The organism is Bradyrhizobium sp. HKCCYLR20261, assembly GCF_051168435.1.
Lineage (GTDB): Bacteria > Pseudomonadota > Alphaproteobacteria > Rhizobiales > Xanthobacteraceae > Bradyrhizobium.
On the sequence record NZ_JBNPUZ010000004.1, the window covers coordinates 584444 to 599574 of the forward strand.

General features: G+C 63.1%; 12 protein-coding genes and 1 tRNA gene. 7 read left to right on the forward strand and 6 right to left on the reverse strand.

What is annotated here, in order from left to right; genetic code table 11:
* Nucleotides 1-9 precede the first annotated feature (9 nt).
* Together ACQR1L_RS12645 and ACQR1L_RS12650 are read right to left on the reverse strand one after the other, a co-directional pair.
* On the reverse strand, nt 10-2355 hold the full coding sequence (locus ACQR1L_RS12645) for a xanthine dehydrogenase family protein molybdopterin-binding subunit (RefSeq protein ID WP_434858276.1): 2346 nt from the start codon (nt 2353-2355) through the stop codon (nt 10-12).
* A gap of 107 nt (nt 2356-2462) precedes the next feature.
* Nucleotides 2463-2948 carry a (2Fe-2S)-binding protein gene (locus tag ACQR1L_RS12650; RefSeq protein ID WP_012030407.1) on the reverse strand — a complete coding sequence of 162 codons (486 nt, stop codon included), beginning with the start codon at nt 2946-2948 and terminating at the stop codon, nt 2463-2465.
* 332 nt (nt 2949-3280) lie between these two features.
* Between ACQR1L_RS12650 and ACQR1L_RS12655 the strand changes: the two genes are divergently transcribed.
* From ACQR1L_RS12655 to ACQR1L_RS12670, 4 genes are all read left to right on the forward strand, one after another.
* A complete protein-coding gene (locus ACQR1L_RS12655) occupies nt 3281-5317 on the forward strand; it encodes a methyl-accepting chemotaxis protein (RefSeq protein ID WP_434858277.1) in 2037 nt (678 codons plus the stop codon).
* Nucleotides 5318-5740: 423 nt separating this feature from the next.
* Nucleotides 5741-7252, forward strand: coding sequence for an MFS transporter (locus ACQR1L_RS12660; RefSeq protein WP_434858278.1), 1512 nt, complete (start codon nt 5741-5743; stop codon nt 7250-7252).
* A 3-nt stretch (nt 7253-7255) separates the two neighbouring features.
* A complete protein-coding gene (gene otsB, locus ACQR1L_RS12665; RefSeq protein ID WP_434858279.1) occupies nt 7256-8077 on the forward strand; it encodes a trehalose-phosphatase in 822 nt (273 codons plus the stop codon).
* A 212-nt stretch (nt 8078-8289) separates the two neighbouring features.
* Nucleotides 8290-9753 carry a trehalose-6-phosphate synthase gene (locus tag ACQR1L_RS12670; RefSeq protein WP_434858280.1) on the forward strand — a complete coding sequence of 488 codons (1464 nt, stop codon included), beginning with the start codon at nt 8290-8292 and terminating at the stop codon, nt 9751-9753.
* 41 nt (nt 9754-9794) lie between these two features.
* On the opposite strand, the gene ACQR1L_RS12675 is transcribed toward ACQR1L_RS12670, so the two are convergent.
* A complete protein-coding gene (locus ACQR1L_RS12675) occupies nt 9795-10094 on the reverse strand; it encodes a hypothetical protein (protein ID WP_434858305.1) in 300 nt (99 codons plus the stop codon).
* 261 nt (nt 10095-10355) lie between these two features.
* Here ACQR1L_RS12675 and ACQR1L_RS12680 point away from each other — a divergent pair.
* The 3 genes from ACQR1L_RS12680 to ACQR1L_RS12690 all read left to right on the forward strand — a co-directional run bounded on the left by ACQR1L_RS12680 (nt 10356) and on the right by ACQR1L_RS12690 (nt 11705).
* Nucleotides 10356-10445, forward strand: a tRNA-Ser gene (locus ACQR1L_RS12680).
* Between the two features lie 296 nt (nt 10446-10741).
* Nucleotides 10742-11101: a hypothetical protein gene (locus ACQR1L_RS12685; RefSeq protein WP_434858281.1), complete on the forward strand. Its 360-nt coding sequence runs from the start codon at nt 10742-10744 to the stop codon at nt 11099-11101.
* Nucleotides 11082-11705, forward strand: a complete 624-nt coding sequence (locus ACQR1L_RS12690; protein WP_434858282.1) for a hypothetical protein — start codon at nt 11082-11084, stop codon at nt 11703-11705. Before ACQR1L_RS12685 ends, ACQR1L_RS12690 begins: the two co-directional genes overlap by 20 nt.
* 73 nt (nt 11706-11778) lie before the next feature.
* On the opposite strand, the gene ACQR1L_RS12695 is transcribed toward ACQR1L_RS12690, so the two are convergent.
* From ACQR1L_RS12695 to ACQR1L_RS12705, 3 genes are all read right to left on the reverse strand, one after another.
* The gene (locus tag ACQR1L_RS12695; protein WP_434858283.1) at nt 11779-12399 is read right to left on the reverse strand and encodes a hypothetical protein; all 621 of its coding nucleotides are present in this window, start codon (nt 12397-12399) and stop codon (nt 11779-11781) included.
* Nucleotides 12400-13470: a hypothetical protein gene (locus ACQR1L_RS12700; RefSeq protein WP_434858284.1), complete on the reverse strand. Its 1071-nt coding sequence runs from the start codon at nt 13468-13470 to the stop codon at nt 12400-12402.
* A gap of 147 nt (nt 13471-13617) precedes the next feature.
* The gene (locus tag ACQR1L_RS12705) at nt 13618-14259 is read right to left on the reverse strand and encodes a recombinase family protein (protein WP_434858285.1); all 642 of its coding nucleotides are present in this window, start codon (nt 14257-14259) and stop codon (nt 13618-13620) included.
* Nucleotides 14260-15131: the final 872 nt, after the last annotated feature.

Here is a 15131-nt window from a genome sequence, read left to right on the forward strand (position 1 = left end):
CCCGTTCGATCAGGCGTTGCCGTGGATCGCGTGCCAGACGCGGTCCGGGGTCGCCGGCATTTCCAGCTTGTTGTTGCCGATCGCATCCGTGATCGCGTTGATCACGGCCGCAGAGGCGCCGATCGCGCCGGCCTCGCCGCAGCCCTTCACGCCGAGCGGGTTGCCCGGGCAGAGCGTCGTGGTGTGGCTCAGCTTGAACGACGGCACGTCGTCGGCGCGCGGCATCGCGTAGTCCATGAAGGACGCCGTGACGGGCTGGCCGTTGCCGTCATAGACGGCATGCTCCAGCAGCGCCTGGCCGATGCCCTGGACGAGACCGCCGTGGACCTGGCCCTCGACGATCATCGGGTTGATCAGCCGGCCGAAATCATCGGCCGCGACGAAGTTGACGAACGACGTCTTGCCGGTGGCCTGGTCGACCTCGAGCTCGCAGATGTAGGTTCCGGCCGGGAAGGTGAAGTTGGTCGGATCGTAGAAGGCGCTCTCCTTCAATCCGGGCTCCATCCCGTCGGGCAGATTGTGCGCGGTGTAGGCGGCGAGCGCGACCATCGGCAGCGCGATCGACTTGTCGGTGCCGGTCACCTTGAACTCGCCGTTCTCGATGACGATGTCGCCTTCGGAGGCCTCGAGCGCATGCGCCGCGATCTTCTTGGCCTTCGCCTCGACCTTCTCCATCGCCTTCAGGATCGCGGTGAGTCCGACAGCCGCAGAGCGCGAGCCGTAGGTGCCCATGCCGAACTGCACCTTGTCGGTGTCGCCATGGACGATCGAGACCTGGCTGATCGGCACGCCCAGGCGGTCGGCGATCAGCTGGCAGAAGGTGGTCTCATGGCCCTGGCCGTGGCTGTGCGACCCCGTGAGCACCTCGATGGTGCCGACCGGATTGACGCGGATCTCGGCCGATTCCCACAGGCCGACGCCGGCACCCAGGCTGCCGACCGCCTTCGACGGCGCGATGCCGCAGGCCTCGATGTAGCAGGACAGGCCGATGCCGCGCAGTTTGCCCTGCGCCTTGGCGGCCTCCTTGCGCGCCGGGAATCCGGCATAGTCGATCGCCTTCATCGCCGCGTCGAGCGAGGCGTTGAAGTCGCCGGTGTCGTAGGCCATGATCACCGGTGTCTGGTGCGGGAACTGGGTGATGAAGTTCTTCCGCCGCAGCTCGGCCGGATCCATCTTGAACTGCCGCGCCGCAGTCTCGACCAGACGCTCCAGCAGATAGCTCGCCTCGGGACGTCCGGCACCGCGATAGGCATCGACCGGCGTGGTGTTGGTATAGACGCCCATCACTTCGGCATAGATCGCCGGGATGTTGTACTGGCCCGACAGCAGGGTCGCGTACAGATAGGTCGGCACCGACGACGAGAACAGCGACATGTAGGCGCCGAAATTGGCGTGGGTCTTGACCCGCAGCCCGAGCATCTTGTGGTCGGCGTCGAACGCCATCTCGGCCTTGGAGATGTGGTCGCGGCCGTGCGCGTCGGTCAGGAACGCCTCGGTGCGATCGCCGGTCCACTTCACCGGACGGCCGACCTTCTTCGAGGCCCACAGCGCCACCATCTCTTCGGGATAGATGAAGATCTTGGAGCCGAAGCCGCCGCCGACGTCGGGCGCGATCACGCGCAGCTTGTGCTCCGGGGCGATGTTGTAGAACGCCGACAGCACGAGGCGGGCGACGTGCGGATTCTGCGACGTCGTGTAGAGCGTGAAGTGCTCCTCCGCGGCGTCATAATCGGCGATCGCCGCGCGCGGCTCCATTGCGTTCGGTGCCAGCCGATTGTTGGTCAGTTCCAGGCTGACCACGTGGGCGGCCTTGGAGAAGGCGGCGCCGACGGCGGCCTCGTCGCCGATATGCCAGTCATAGACGACGTTGCCGGGGGCTTCGGGGTGAAGCTGCGGCGCGCCGGGCTTCAGCGCCGAGGGCATGTCGGCGACGGCCGGCAGCTCCTCATACTCGACCACGACGGCCTCGGCGGCGTCACGCGCGAGGTTCTTGCTGTCGGCGATCACGACGGCGACGGCCTGGCCGACGAAACGCACGGTCTCGGGCGCCATCGCCGGCCATGCGCCCATCTTCATCGGCGAGCCGTCCTTGGAGGTGATGGCCCAGCCGCAGATCAGGTTGCCGACCTTGTCGTCGACGATCTGCTTGCCGGTCAGCACCGCGACCACGCCCGGCATCGCCTCGGCGGCCGAGGCGTCGATGCTCTTGACCTTGGCGTGGGCATGCGGGCTGCGGATGAAATGGGCATAGGTCATGCCCAGAAGCTTGATGTCGTCGACATACCGGCCCTTGCCGGTGATGAAACGCTTGTCCTCCTTGCGGACGACGCTTGCGCCAATGCCTTCCATACCCATGCGAATCTCTCCCCTACCGGAGTTTGTTGTCCCGCCGCGGCCAGCGCGCGCAGCGGTCGTGGTCTCGGTATTGATTGAAAGACGTCGAAAGCCGACGGCTGCCTTTGTTATTCGGCGGCCTGGGCGACCTTCATGCGGCCCGCGGCGTCGAGCACGGCCTTGACGATGTTGTGATAGCCGGTGCAGCGGCAGATGTTGCCTTCCAGCTCCTCGCGCACCGTGGCCTCGTCGAGATGGCCTCCGTGGCGGTGCACAATATCGATCGCGGACATGATCATGCCCGGCGTGCAATAGCCGCATTGCAGGCCGTGATTGTCGCGGAAGGCGGCCTGCATCGGGTGCAGTTCGTCGCCCTTGGCGATGCCTTCGATGGTGGTGACGTTGGCGCCGGCGGCCTGGCCGGCCAGCACGGTGCAGGACTTCACGGCCCGGCCGTCGATATGGACGACGCAGGCGCCGCACTGGCTGGTGTCGCAGCCGACATGGGTGCCGGTGAGATTCAGATGATCCCGCAACAGATGCACGAGCAGCGTGCGATCCTCGACCTCAGCCGAGACCGCCTTGCCGTTCACCGTCAATTTGACTGTCGACACGAGTAACCTCCCGATGAATTATTCTTATTCTGATTAGAAACAGCGCCCTCAGAACTTTGCAACTCGAATTTTCGTCTGAGATGTCATTGCGACGTCGTGCGCGTGACAACGGCGATTCGGTCGCATCTGTCCTGCCAGGGAAGGCGGCGACGGTCGGCCGGCAGCCACGGGCGCGTCCGCTCGCCGGCCGGCGCCGCGACTGCAGGCTGTATGCCAATGCCGATCATTTACCGTGCCTTAGCCATTGTGACGTAGTTTTGATCACGCTTCGGTGCGTGCCGCCGGGCGGGCTGTTCTGGGCCAAGATAAAGAATGAGCTGTCGGGGGTGGGAATGTCTGCGCAATTTGCGCCGCAGTCGCGGCGTGCCAATTTTCTGACCCTTCGCTTTCGTGGCAAGATCGTGCTCGGCTTCGCCGTGGTGCTGGCGATCTCCGCCGTCAGCATCGGCTTCTCCTATCTCGGTTTCGAGCAGGTCGCCGGCGCGGTCGCGACGTATCGCGGCAGCGTTGCCGAAGCCGATGCCGCCCGCAATATCGACCGCGAGCTGGTGTCCTATCAGGCGCTTGCCCGCCATTTCGCCTTGACCGGAAAGGCTGAGGACGAGGCCGCCGCCGCTGCCGCCCAACAGGCGCTCCAAGCCGCCATCGAGAAGTCGATGGCGGCCACCGGGCCGGCGCGGCGGACGCAGGTCAGCAAGCTCCAGGTGCAGTTCCAGGCCTTTGCCAAGATCTTCTCCGACATTGTCGCCCTGACCCGGGAGAACGCGAAGCTCGCGACCGACCAGATCGGGATCATCGGCAACAAGATCCGCTTCAAGTTCGACGACCTCGCCGACACCGCCGCGCTCGCCGGCCTGCCCACCGTACAGACCACGGCCAAGGACCTGACGGGCCAATATCTGACGGCGTCCGCACTGGTCGGCACCTTCATCGCAAAGCCGGACCCCAAGACGGCGGATGGCGCCATTGCGCGAACGCGCTTCCTGGAGACGTCGCTGGTCACGATCTATGCCAATGACGAGAAGATCACCCAGCGGGTCACCGAGCTCGGCGACCTGATCAAGCAATACCGCGCCGCCTTCATCAAGCTGTCGGAGAACACCAAGCAACTGGCCAAGCTCGAGCAGGAGATGGCGGCCAACGGCACCGAGATCCTGTCGCTATCGAACGGCCTCAAGTCCGATGTTGCCGCCGACCAGCAGCGCATCGAGGCCGCCGCCAATGCCACGATCAGCGACATCGAGCGGCTGATTGCGATGCTCGCGATCGGCGGCCTCACGCTCGGCGCCGCGCTGGCGCTGATGCTCGGCAACGGCATTTCCAAGCCGATGATCTCGATGTGCAAGGCGATGCGCGAGCTCGCCTCGGGCAATTTCGACGTCAAGCTGCCCGGCCTCGGCCGCGCCGACGAGATCGGCGAGATGGCGGCCGCGGTGGAGGAGTTCAAGGTCCAGGCCGTCGCCAAGGCCGAACGCGACGCGGCGACGCAGGACGCCCAGAACAAGGCCGCCGGCGCCGCGCGCCGCGCCGAGCTGATTCGCTTCGCCGACGAATTCGAGGCCGCCGTGGGCTCGATCGTGTCCAACGTCTCGACCTCGGCGCAGCAGCTCGAGCACGCTGCCTCGACCCTGACGCGGACGGCCGAGACCACCCAGACGCTGGCCAGCCGGGTCAGCGGCACCTCCGATCAGGCCTCCGGGCGGATCCAATCGGTGGCAAGCGCCACCGACGAGCTGTCGGCGTCGGTCAACGAGATCGGCCGCCAGGTTCGCGAGTCCAACCGTATCGCGGAATCCGCGGTAGCGCAGGCCGAGGAGACCGACGGCCGCATCGGCAAGCTGTCGCGCGCCGCCCAAGAGATTGGTGACGTCGTCAAGCTGATTACCGCGATTGCCGAGCAGACCAACCTCTTGGCCCTCAACGCCACCATCGAGGCCGCCCGCGCCGGCGATGCTGGCCGCGGCTTCGCGGTGGTTGCCTCCGAGGTCAAGTCGCTAGCCGAGCAGACCGCCAAGGCGACCGACGACATCTCCAACCACATCTCCGGCATGCAGGCGGCGACCCAGGAGTCGGTTGCGGCGATCAAGCAGATCGGCGGCACCATCCGGCAGATATCGACCATCGCCTCGTCGATCGCCACTGCTGTCGAGCAGCAGGACGGGGCGACGCAGGAGATCGCGAAGAACGTGCAGGGCGTCGCCGCCGGCACGCAGGCCGCGGCGACCGATATTACCCAGGTCAATCGCGGCGCCACCCAGACCGGCGAAGCCTCGGAGGAAGTGCTGCGCTCCGCCCAGTCGCTGTCGTCAGAGAGCGCAAGGCTGCGCGAAGAGCTCAACCGCTTCATGGCGAACATCCGCGCCGCGTGAGGCGCGCTGCGCTCGGGTGTCTTCCCGGAGCTCGTGGCTGCAGAACGCGCCGCCAAATCCCCCGCTGTCATCCCGGCGAACGCCGGGATCCATACGCCGTGTCAGACTTGGGGCGGGTGGTATCAATCGCATGCCCTATTCGAGCACTAGGCGGTATGGGTCCCGGGTCGGCGCCCGCTGACGCTTTGCGTCATCGGGCTTGCCCGGGACGACAGCGGTGGGTGGAGCGGTACCGGGCTGAACCGCATGCGCGAGGCCGTCTCGTCCCGCAGCCAGCAGTTCGCAGCCGAGTTCCTTTCCCCGCCGTCGGAACCCCCAGCTCACCGAGACGTTGGGTCGCAGCGGCAGGACATCGCTGCCGCATTTGCTCCACCCTCTCCGGTCTAGCATGCGGTGCGACCCGCGCCGTCGCAGTGGGATTCCATGGCACCCCGGCAGGCATCGTTTCCGCATCTCCGTGTGATCACGTCAGAGCCGTCAAGCGAGGCGGCGCGGCTGCCGCCGGCGGACGATCGCGTCATCGAGACCAACATCCCAGCCCGCCTCGATGACCTCCGTTGGAGTCCATTCCACACCCGCGTCGTGCTCGCGCTCGGAATCACGTGGGTGCTCGACGGTCTCGAAGTCACGCTCGCCGGTGCGCTCTCCGGCGCGCTCAAGCAGAGCCCGAGCCTCCACTTCTCCAATCTCGACATCGGTCTCGCCAACAGCGCCTATCTCGCCGGCGCCGTGCTCGGCGCGCTCGGCTTCGGCTGGCTCACCGATCGCATCGGCCGCAGAAAACTGTTCTTCATCACGCTGGCGCTCTATCTCTCCGCCACCGCCGCGACGGCGCTGTCCTGGAATGTCGCGACCTACGCGCTGTTTCGTTTTCTCACCGGCGCCGGCATCGGCGGCGAATATACGGCGATCAATTCGACGATCCAGGAGCTGGTGCCGGCCCGCTATCGCGGCTGGACCGATCTGATGATCAACGGCAGCTTCTGGCTCGGCGCGGCCCTTGGCGCGGTCGGCGCCATCGTGCTGCTCGATCCCGCCTTCGCCGGGCCGGACGTCGGCTGGCGCCTCGCCTATGGCATCGGTGCCTGCCTCGGCCTGATCGTGCTGGTGATGCGGATGTGGATTCCGGAAAGCCCGCGCTGGCTGATGATTCACGGCCATCCCGAGGAGGCGCATGACATCGTCGCCTCGATCGAACGCGAGGTCACCGGCCATGACCGCGAGGAGCGCGCGAAAACGCTACCAAAGATCCGCCTGCGCATGCGTGACCACACGCCGCTTGGCGAGGTCGCGCGCACGCTGTTCTCGGTCTACCGCCAGCGCTCGCTGGTCGGCCTGACGTTGATGATCGCGCAGGCGTTCTTCTACAATGCGATCTTCTTCACCTTCGCACTGGTGCTGACCGATTTCTACGGCATCAAGTCCGACCATGTCGGATGGTACATCCTGCCGTTCGCGGCCGGCAACGTGCTCGGCCCGCTGCTGCTTGGCCGTCTGTTCGATACGCTCGGCCGCCGCGCGATGATCACCTTCACCTACGGCGTCTCGGGCGCGCTGCTCGCGCTCACCGGCTATCTGTTCTCGATCGGCGTCCTGAGCGCGCAGACGCAGACGGCGGCCTGGATGGTGATCTTCTTCTTCGCGTCGCCAGCCGCGAGCGCGGCCTATCTCACGGTGTCGGAGAATTTTCCGCTCGAGGTTCGCGCGCTCGCGATCGCGCTGTTCTATGCGATCGGGACCGGTATCGGCGGGGTCGCTGGACCTGCGCTGTTCGGCGCGCTGCTCGACTCGGGCGCGCGCGGCGCGGTGTTCGGCGGCTATTTGTTTGGCGCGGCGCTGATGGGGGTGGCCGCGCTGGTCGCCTGGCGCTATGCGATTGCAGCCGAGCGGAAGTCGCTCGAGGAGGTCGCGCGTCCGCTGGCCGTGATGGAGTAGGTGATGATGGCGGATAATTCCGATCTGATCGTATCCGGAGTCTCCGAGCCGGCCGAGGTCGTGCCGACGCCCCTGAGCCTCGTGCCGCATCTGCAAAACGTCGCGATCCTGCTCGACATCGACGGCACGTTGCTCGATCTCGCGCCCACGCCGCGCGAGGTCTGGGTGCCGCCGGGGCTGATGGAGACGCTGAACACTCTGCTGCAGCGAACCTCCGGCGCGCTGGCGCTGGTGTCGGGCCGGTCGCTCAACGATATCGATCTCATCTTCGCGCCGGAGGTCTATCCCGCGGTCGGCGGGCATGGCGCCGAGATGCGGCTGGCTGGTGGCAACGAAGCGGATTCCATCAAGGCGCCGCCGCTCGACAAGGAGCTCAAGCGCCGGCTCGCGGCGATCGCCAAGCTCAGTCCCGGCATTCTGCTCGAAGACAAAGGCTATTCGCTGGCGCTGCATTATCGCCTGGCGCCGCAGGCCGAGCAGGCAATCTATGAGGAGGTGTCGCGCATCCGCGCCGAGCTGCCGGGGGCGCCGATCGAGGTGCTGCCCGGCAAGAGTGTCTGCGAGATCAAGCATGCCGGATTCACCAAGGCGAGCGGCGTGCGCGAACTGATGCGGCGAGCGCCGTTCGAAGGACGCAAGCCGTTCTTCATCGGCGACGACGTCACCGATGAGACGGTGTTCGCGATCATGCCCGATTTTGCCGGCCTGTCGTTCTCGGTCGGCCGTCGCGCGCTCGGCGTCGATGGACATTTCGACGCTCCGGATGACGTGCGCACGTTCCTGGCCTGCCTTGCCGAAAGCGGAACTAATAAGATGTCGCGCTGAGCGCGGCGATCCCTCGAAGTTCCACTTGTTAGTTCCCCGTGCATGGCGTTTGCGACCGCTATGCATTGTCTTTGATTAGAAATGCTCTGACTTGATCCGCGCTTTGATTAGACCGCGCGGTCGCCTGAATTTGGTTTCAATTGGTTGAAAGGGTGGCCCGGAACCATATTGATGAACGGTTGTTAACCGACATAACCAACAGGAGGGGAGCTGTGAACCTCGTCGTGGTTTCGAATCGGGTGGCCCGTGGCAAAGCCAATGAGCCAATGACCGGCGGACTTGCGGCAGCTCTGCTGCCCGTTGTGGAGAATTCCGGGGCAGTTTGGGTGGGTTCCTCCGGCCGTGTGCGCGACGGCGCGCAGATGGAACCGATTGCGCAGATCGAACAACTGGGCAGCGGCGCACTGGCGCTGCTGGACCTGCCGGCCGCGCATTATGCGGGCTATTACGAAGGGTTCGCCAATTCGGCGCTGTGGCCCGCGCTGCATTCGCGCAGCGATCTGATCCGCGTCTCGCATGACGACTATCGCTCCTATCGCGAGGTCAACGCCTTCGTGGCGCGAGCGCTGCTGCGGTTCCAGAAGCCGGATACGCTGTTCTGGATTCAGGACTATCACTTCCTGTCGCTCGGCGCCGAACTGCGTACGCTCGGTGTCAAGAGCCCGATCGGCTTCTTCCTGCACACGCCGTGGCCCGCGCGCAGCGTCATCGACAGCGTGCCGAATCACCGCGATCTCGTCACCGCAATGCTCGCCTACGATCTCATCGGCTTCCAGACCGAGGACGATCGTGACAATTTCATCGCGTGCCTGCGCGCGGATCTCGGCTTGCAGGTGCGCGACGGCATCGTCAGGTCACTGCATGGCCGTACGCGCCTCGCCGTGTTTCCGATCGGCATCGATGCCGACAAGTTCGCGCAGCAGGCGGCGAAGGCAGCCTCGCATCCGGACGTGTCGCGGCTGCGCCGCAGCCTGCATGGCGAGAAGCTCGCGATCGGCGTCGACCGGCTCGACTATTCCAAGGGCCTCGTCAATCGCATCAACGCGTTCGACCGGATGTGGGCGATGCATCCGACCTTGTTGCGTGCGGCATCGTTGCTGCAGATCGCGACGCCGTCGCGCGAATCGATCGAGGCCTATGGCAATTTGCAGAGCGAGGTCGCCCGCCTCGTCAGCGAGGTCAATGGCCGCCACGGCGAGGTCGATTGGACGCCGATCCGCTACCTCAACAAGGGCTATGGCCAGGGCGTGCTGGCCGGACTCTATCGCAGTGCCCAGGTCGGCGTCGTGACGCCGCTGCATGACGGCATGAACCTCGTCGCCAAGGAGTATGTGGCGGCGCAGAGTCCGGCCGATCCCGGCGTGCTGGTGCTGTCGAAATTCGCGGGCGCCGCCAACGAGCTCGATGCGGCCTTGCTGGTCAATCCGCACGACATCGACGGCATGGCGCGGACGATCGCGATGGCGCTGTCGATGCCGCTCAACGAGCGTCGCATGCGCTACGAGATCATGATGACCAAGCTGCGGCGGCATTCGATTCAGCAATGGTTTGCGGATTTCCTCGAGGCGCTGCAGGACGGCGACGCGCAGGACGCCGCCGAGATCGAACCTCTGCCTGCCGCGCCGGCGGGCTTCCTCGGCAGCCGCTCGATATCGTCGACCGCCCGCTATCACTGAGGCGATACGGATCGCGGCGCGGCTAGCCGGCCGCGGTCGGCTCAATGGCAGTAGGCGACGCCGTCGAGCACGGCGCAACGCAGCTTGTTCGGCGAACTCGGATTGTCCATCGGCACCATGCCGTTGCCCTGGCCGACGAACACGCCGGGGCCAACGACCACCGACGCCTTGTTGCCGACGATGACGGACGGATGCGGCTTCAGGCTCGATTTGGTCCCGTCCGGCCACAGGATGGCGTCGCCCTGCCAGATCCCCTTGCGGCCGTCGTCGCAGGTCACGTCGACGCCCTGCCGGGCGCATTGATCCGCCCGGGCCGCGCCGATCGCCGCGAGGCTCAGCATGGCGGTCAGCAGGAGGCGGGCGAGGGCGGAGTGCGTCATGGCAGCGGTCCATCTTGGGGCGCGGCCGGAGCCGGCCGCAAATCAGTGGTCGTGGCATGGCGAGCGCCGGTTCACCCGCCACCCGGGGGCCGAGAGCGGCCTCCGAACGGGCTTCCAGCGCCGCCCAATTGGCGTTTTTTATCAGCGATTTGGGGGAAATTTAGCCCGAGAGCCTCCGCCCGGCTTGCAAAACGCCGCCGACCCCGCCAAGAGAGGGCCGCCGGAGAGATGGCCGAGTGGCTTAAGGCGCACGCTTGGAAAGCGTGTGTGCGGGAAACCGTACCGTGGGTTCGAATCCCACTCTCTCCGCCACTCCTCCGATGGAAGTAAAATCGTTTAGATTACAACGACTTAACCGGTGTCACGGTTGAAGCGTCCCCCATTGTGTACCTCAATGTGTCCCCCAGCCGAAGCTGGGCGCCCCGCAACGACTCACCCCGCCATTTTTGCGGCCTCACGTCAATTGGTCTCGGCGAAGTCCGGGCGTGCACCCGGGCCATCCGCTCCACGTTCCAATCTGTTGCTTGATCTAAGATCAAGAAAATAGTTGATCTAAGATCAATCGCCCGCTAATCTCTTGTCGCGTATCCAATGGAGGAAACTCGTCAATGGTGGATCAGCGTGAGGACCCCAGCCAAGTTGCGAAGGTTCGGCCGCAGGCGGCTGAACAGCCCGAAGCCGTATGGGTTCGGGAGTTTCTTGGCGTTGGTGGCACCGACAATGTCACGCGTTTCTGCATTGACGATCTAAATGGCGTCACCCTCGTTCGCGCCGTCGAGGCAGCGATGTGCGGCGACTTACTGTGGGCGGAAAAGTGCGACGGCGTGGGCACGCAGTGCATGTTTGATCACTCTTCCGATGATGACAGGGTGCAGGTTTTGATCTGGTTTTCGTCGAACGAGGCGAGGCTGGAGATTCGTAGAGCAGCGAGTGTGAAGGAGAACGATCGTGAACCAAATGCAGCATGACTTCCTGTCGGGTCCTGTTGCTCAGGACTACAGTGGAGTACTGGGGGCTCCGTTTCGGGTGTTTTTATCGGGGGGCGTGACAACCAAAGTTGACGAGGCGACAGGCAAGACCATGACAAGCATCGTGGACTTGGCTGGGCTTTTCGCCGAGATTCTGCGTTCGCGGGTGCTTCATCCGCGCAAGCTGTCCGGTGAGGACTTGAAGTTCATTCGATCGACGCTCCAGATGCGTTCGCATGAGGTTGCGTCGGTTCTTGAATTGACGCCGGAACACTACAGTCGTTGCGAGGGCGGGACGAAAACTCTGTCCGCCTCTTCTGAGAAACACTACCGGATGTTCGTCTTTCTGGAGGCGTCCTGTAGGAACAAGCATGTTCAAGACAAGCTGGCTAAGGACCTTGAAGAGAAAACCGCTGTTGACCCTAAGGAAGCGAAAAAGGCTGTTGCGGCTTTCCGCAGGGTCTTCGTCGAGATGAAAATCCAGCACATCTACCCGATCGGAGAAGAGTTGGAGTTTTGCTTCTCTCGTAGAGAATGCCCTCAATGTGAATGTGTGGAGGATGACGGAACGTGGCAAGACGAAGCCGATCGCGCTGCCGCCTGACACGCTGACATTGGATTTTTAGTTAAGGCCCCGTTAGCTTGTTGCTTTCGGGGCCTTTTTTATGTGGCTAGGTTCAATTGCATAGCTCTGCCTCGTTTCTTATCAGATCAATGTCGCCAGTCGTCTTCCGCGCCGTGTAGTAAGTCCCGGTGAGTCGATTTGGATTCGCGTCGTAGTCCATCTGCAGTAGGGCAACACCTTCATGCGGTGCGCTCCGGTGCTGGACCTGTGCGCGGGGAGTATTGTTGTACGAGTACCAAATACGGAAGAGCCGCTGCTCCGGGACCGATTCGAGCAGGCACCGGGACGAGTGGGATGTGCTTTCTCCGGTTTCAAGCTTGACGCTTGTCGCGAAGAGGCTTTGCCGAATGGTGATGGTCACGGGGCGTGGAGCAATACCTTGCTTGGTCTCCGGATCGATCCATGTTGAATGGAAGTTGCCCGTCCAAGAGCCGTTCAGGTCCGGGAAGGTGTTCTTCTCAATGATCGGGAAGCGCTTCCAAATGAACCTCCACGCCACATTTGCGGCTGTGGTGAGCACCGTTCCGACTATGAATGCAGCCAGCGACAGCCAATGTAGCAGGCTCGACGGACCGGCAACCAGCGAATACACGCCCTCTAATGCCCAGGCAGCAACGATTCCAAGACTCACCACTATGAGCACCTGGGTCTTGCGTGCCAGCAACGCCCACATTTAGGCGCCGCCAAGATGCACAAGCGCTGCGGCGACGAAGGACGTGGCGGTGGAATACGTCCATGCCTGCTCGCTGCCGAACAGAAGCTTTACGCCATTTATTTCACGTAGCCAGATCGGGGAGAGAGAATTTTTAAGAATAGCGTCCAGCCGCCGTAGAATGCGCTGGGTGCGACCGTAACGATCGTCGCCCTGTACCGTGAAATACTCGTCCTCCACGAGGTACACCAAACATTCAATAAGGAACGAGGGTACCTTAGTCGTATAGAGACCGCGCTCCGCCATGTCTGTCCGGAGTCGCTTAACGATACGAACCACGCGCTTGAATTGGAGACCGGTTCTCAGCCGCTTGGCGCGTCCATTGGCGATGTGCTGTTCTGGAAAGTTGTGCGTCCAATTGCCATCTTTCGACAGGATTGCTGTGCCGACGACGGTCGAGTAGCCGGACAACAACGTGCCCCTGATCTTGTGCAGAACAAACGCGGGGACGACATCAACCTCGCCTCGGCTCCCTTCCAATCCCTTGACGCGTATTGCCTTCTTCCCGCTCACATCGACGGACTTCCCGAATGTCCGTAGCAGCGTGGTCCCAAGGCGGGATCGCATAGCTTTCATGACATCATCGAAAGTCACGCCAGTGGAATAGTAGCCCCCAGCAGTCCAAGCTTGTGCCGCGTCAACGGTGGCGTCGTATTCCACCTTGAGCATTGGATGCTCAACTCGAAGGTCGATGTCTGCTTCCAATCGCGTGTTCGTCCGATTGGTGAAGCTGCCTTGCGGGACGATCTTGATGCCTTGGTCAGCGAACCAGCTGTCCAACTCCAATGCAGCATGAACCATGTCCCGCGCCCTCTCAATGCGCTTGGTCTCGCTATCACTCTCGCTTCGCTCCCAATGGGCAAATCTGGCGTTCCAGTCGATGCGAGAGCGATACGGGAGTGATTGGCCCAGGAACGTAGCCGGGAAGCTCTGCCCGAATGCCGCCTGCTGTAACCCCTGTCCAAAATGCGGGGTATGAGAAGATTGTCCGAGCGACGCCAACAACAACGGTGGAATGTACGAGTTGCCCATAAGCGACTCACCTCCGGTGCATCAATGCGCGAGTAGTATCACAAATCGACCAGTGCGTGCAGTGACGGTGGGGCGTTGCGGAGGTTTTCCCGGTCAATCCACCGAGAAAAACACTGATTGGAGCTGACCCGTCTGAACTTCGGACGCCTAGGCTGCCCAGCTTGCCAGTGCTGCTTCCGCGCCTTCCCGATCGTGCTTGATTCGGTAGATCGTCTGCCGGGTCAGTCCGGTGACCTCGGCGATGGCGCTGACGCCGGAAGACATGTCAAGCATGCTGCAAACCGTGTCGTACTGCTGCCGGGTAAAGCTCGGCTTGCGCCCAAGGTATTTCTTCTCTGGCGCATCTGGGCGCTTCGCGTATTCAATGCCGTTGCGGCGGGCTTCCTTGGTGGCTTCGGCCTGGGCTTGCGCCGTTGCAGCCATGAAGGCGATGAGCGCGTCCCTGACTGCCATCTGTATGGGGTCAGTGGTGGCTCCATCGAACGTCATGTTGTTAATGACCGTGCGGACGATGACACCACGTCGCATGAATTCCCGGATTGCGTCGCTCACATCATTGTAGTTCCTGCCCAGCCGGTCCACCCAGCGGACCACGAGCGTGTCACCGGCGCGGAGGATGTCGAACAGTCGCTTTCCCTCTGGGCGCTCAGCTAGGCGCGTACTTACGCCGGACACGCCGTGGTCAGCGATTTCCAGGTCGATCCTGAAGCCAGCGGCCTCGGCCTGGATGCGCTGATGTTCGAGGGTTTGATCCTTAGTAGAGACGCGGGAGTAGAGGACGGTGGTCATGGTGAGCTCTGTACGATAGGATTGTGTCCGTTGGATACGGTGTCCGTTGATGGAAGTCAATCTCAACGTACATCTTTTTTTGGAGCTACGGCGCCGTCCGCATGGCTAAACCCTATCGGACACGTCAATGACAGGTTCTCTCTCTCTCTGTGCCGACAGACCGAAAGCGACAGATAGCCCGCCGTCCCGGATGCCTTCATGGGCCGAGTACCCTGCCACACTCGACCGCGTCGCATCGCCGAGCGCCGCTTGGTCAAGCGTCAGCATCTATGGCGAAGGGGGTACGGGAAGCTGTCGCGAACCAGCTTCGGGCAGGGTACTCGGGAATTATGCCCGCCAGGCTGGCACACCCTCGGGCGCGAGGCCCGGTATGGGGGAAGTCAGCCTGTCAACCTCGTCGAGGTGCCCCTTCAGAGATTTTTCCCAGAACATTGGAAAGGCTAGCGATGGCCGAGGAGGGGCGGGGAGACAATCCACAGCTTATCCGGAGCGGCCAGGAACTGAGTCGCTCAGCGGGCTCCGCTGCGGCTCTGAGGGGCATTCTGAGTGCAACGCATTGAGAGCTTCAAGCGTCCCGAACACCCGACCCAGGTAAGCTCGCCGACATTGTTGGCACGGACTTTAAATTGGAGATGTCGTGATGAGCAATCGGCATGGTCGCCACTCCAGTAACAGACCAAGCGACGCAGTCGATGCACCTTAAGGCGATCGCCTCGGAGTATCCTAACTAGGATTGATTCTAGGTGGGGATGATGATCGGTGGCCACCTAAGGAACCAGCAAGACCATTCCCTAATACTACTGAGTCAAAAATCGACGAAATAACCGGCTGAGAATCAAGTATTTGTAGAGATTCAGACTTTCACGCGCGGG

Coding starts and splice junctions, on each gene's coding strand:
- ACQR1L_RS12645 (WP_434858276.1), bottom strand. CDS start 2,355: ATGGGTATGGAAGGCATTGGCGCAAGCGTCGTCCGCAAGGAGGACAAG.
- ACQR1L_RS12655 (WP_434858277.1), top strand. CDS start 3,281: ATGTCTGCGCAATTTGCGCCGCAGTCGCGGCGTGCCAATTTTCTGACC.
- ACQR1L_RS12660 (WP_434858278.1), top strand. CDS start 5,741: ATGGCACCCCGGCAGGCATCGTTTCCGCATCTCCGTGTGATCACGTCA.
- otsB (WP_434858279.1), top strand. CDS start 7,256: ATGATGGCGGATAATTCCGATCTGATCGTATCCGGAGTCTCCGAGCCG.
- ACQR1L_RS12675 (WP_434858305.1), bottom strand. CDS start 10,094: ATGCTGAGCCTCGCGGCGATCGGCGCGGCCCGGGCGGATCAATGCGCC.
- ACQR1L_RS12685 (WP_434858281.1), top strand. CDS start 10,742: ATGGTGGATCAGCGTGAGGACCCCAGCCAAGTTGCGAAGGTTCGGCCG.
- ACQR1L_RS12695 (WP_434858283.1), bottom strand. CDS start 12,399: ATGTGGGCGTTGCTGGCACGCAAGACCCAGGTGCTCATAGTGGTGAGT.
- ACQR1L_RS12700 (WP_434858284.1), bottom strand. CDS start 13,470: ATGGGCAACTCGTACATTCCACCGTTGTTGTTGGCGTCGCTCGGACAA.
- ACQR1L_RS12705 (WP_434858285.1), bottom strand. CDS start 14,259: ATGACCACCGTCCTCTACTCCCGCGTCTCTACTAAGGATCAAACCCTC.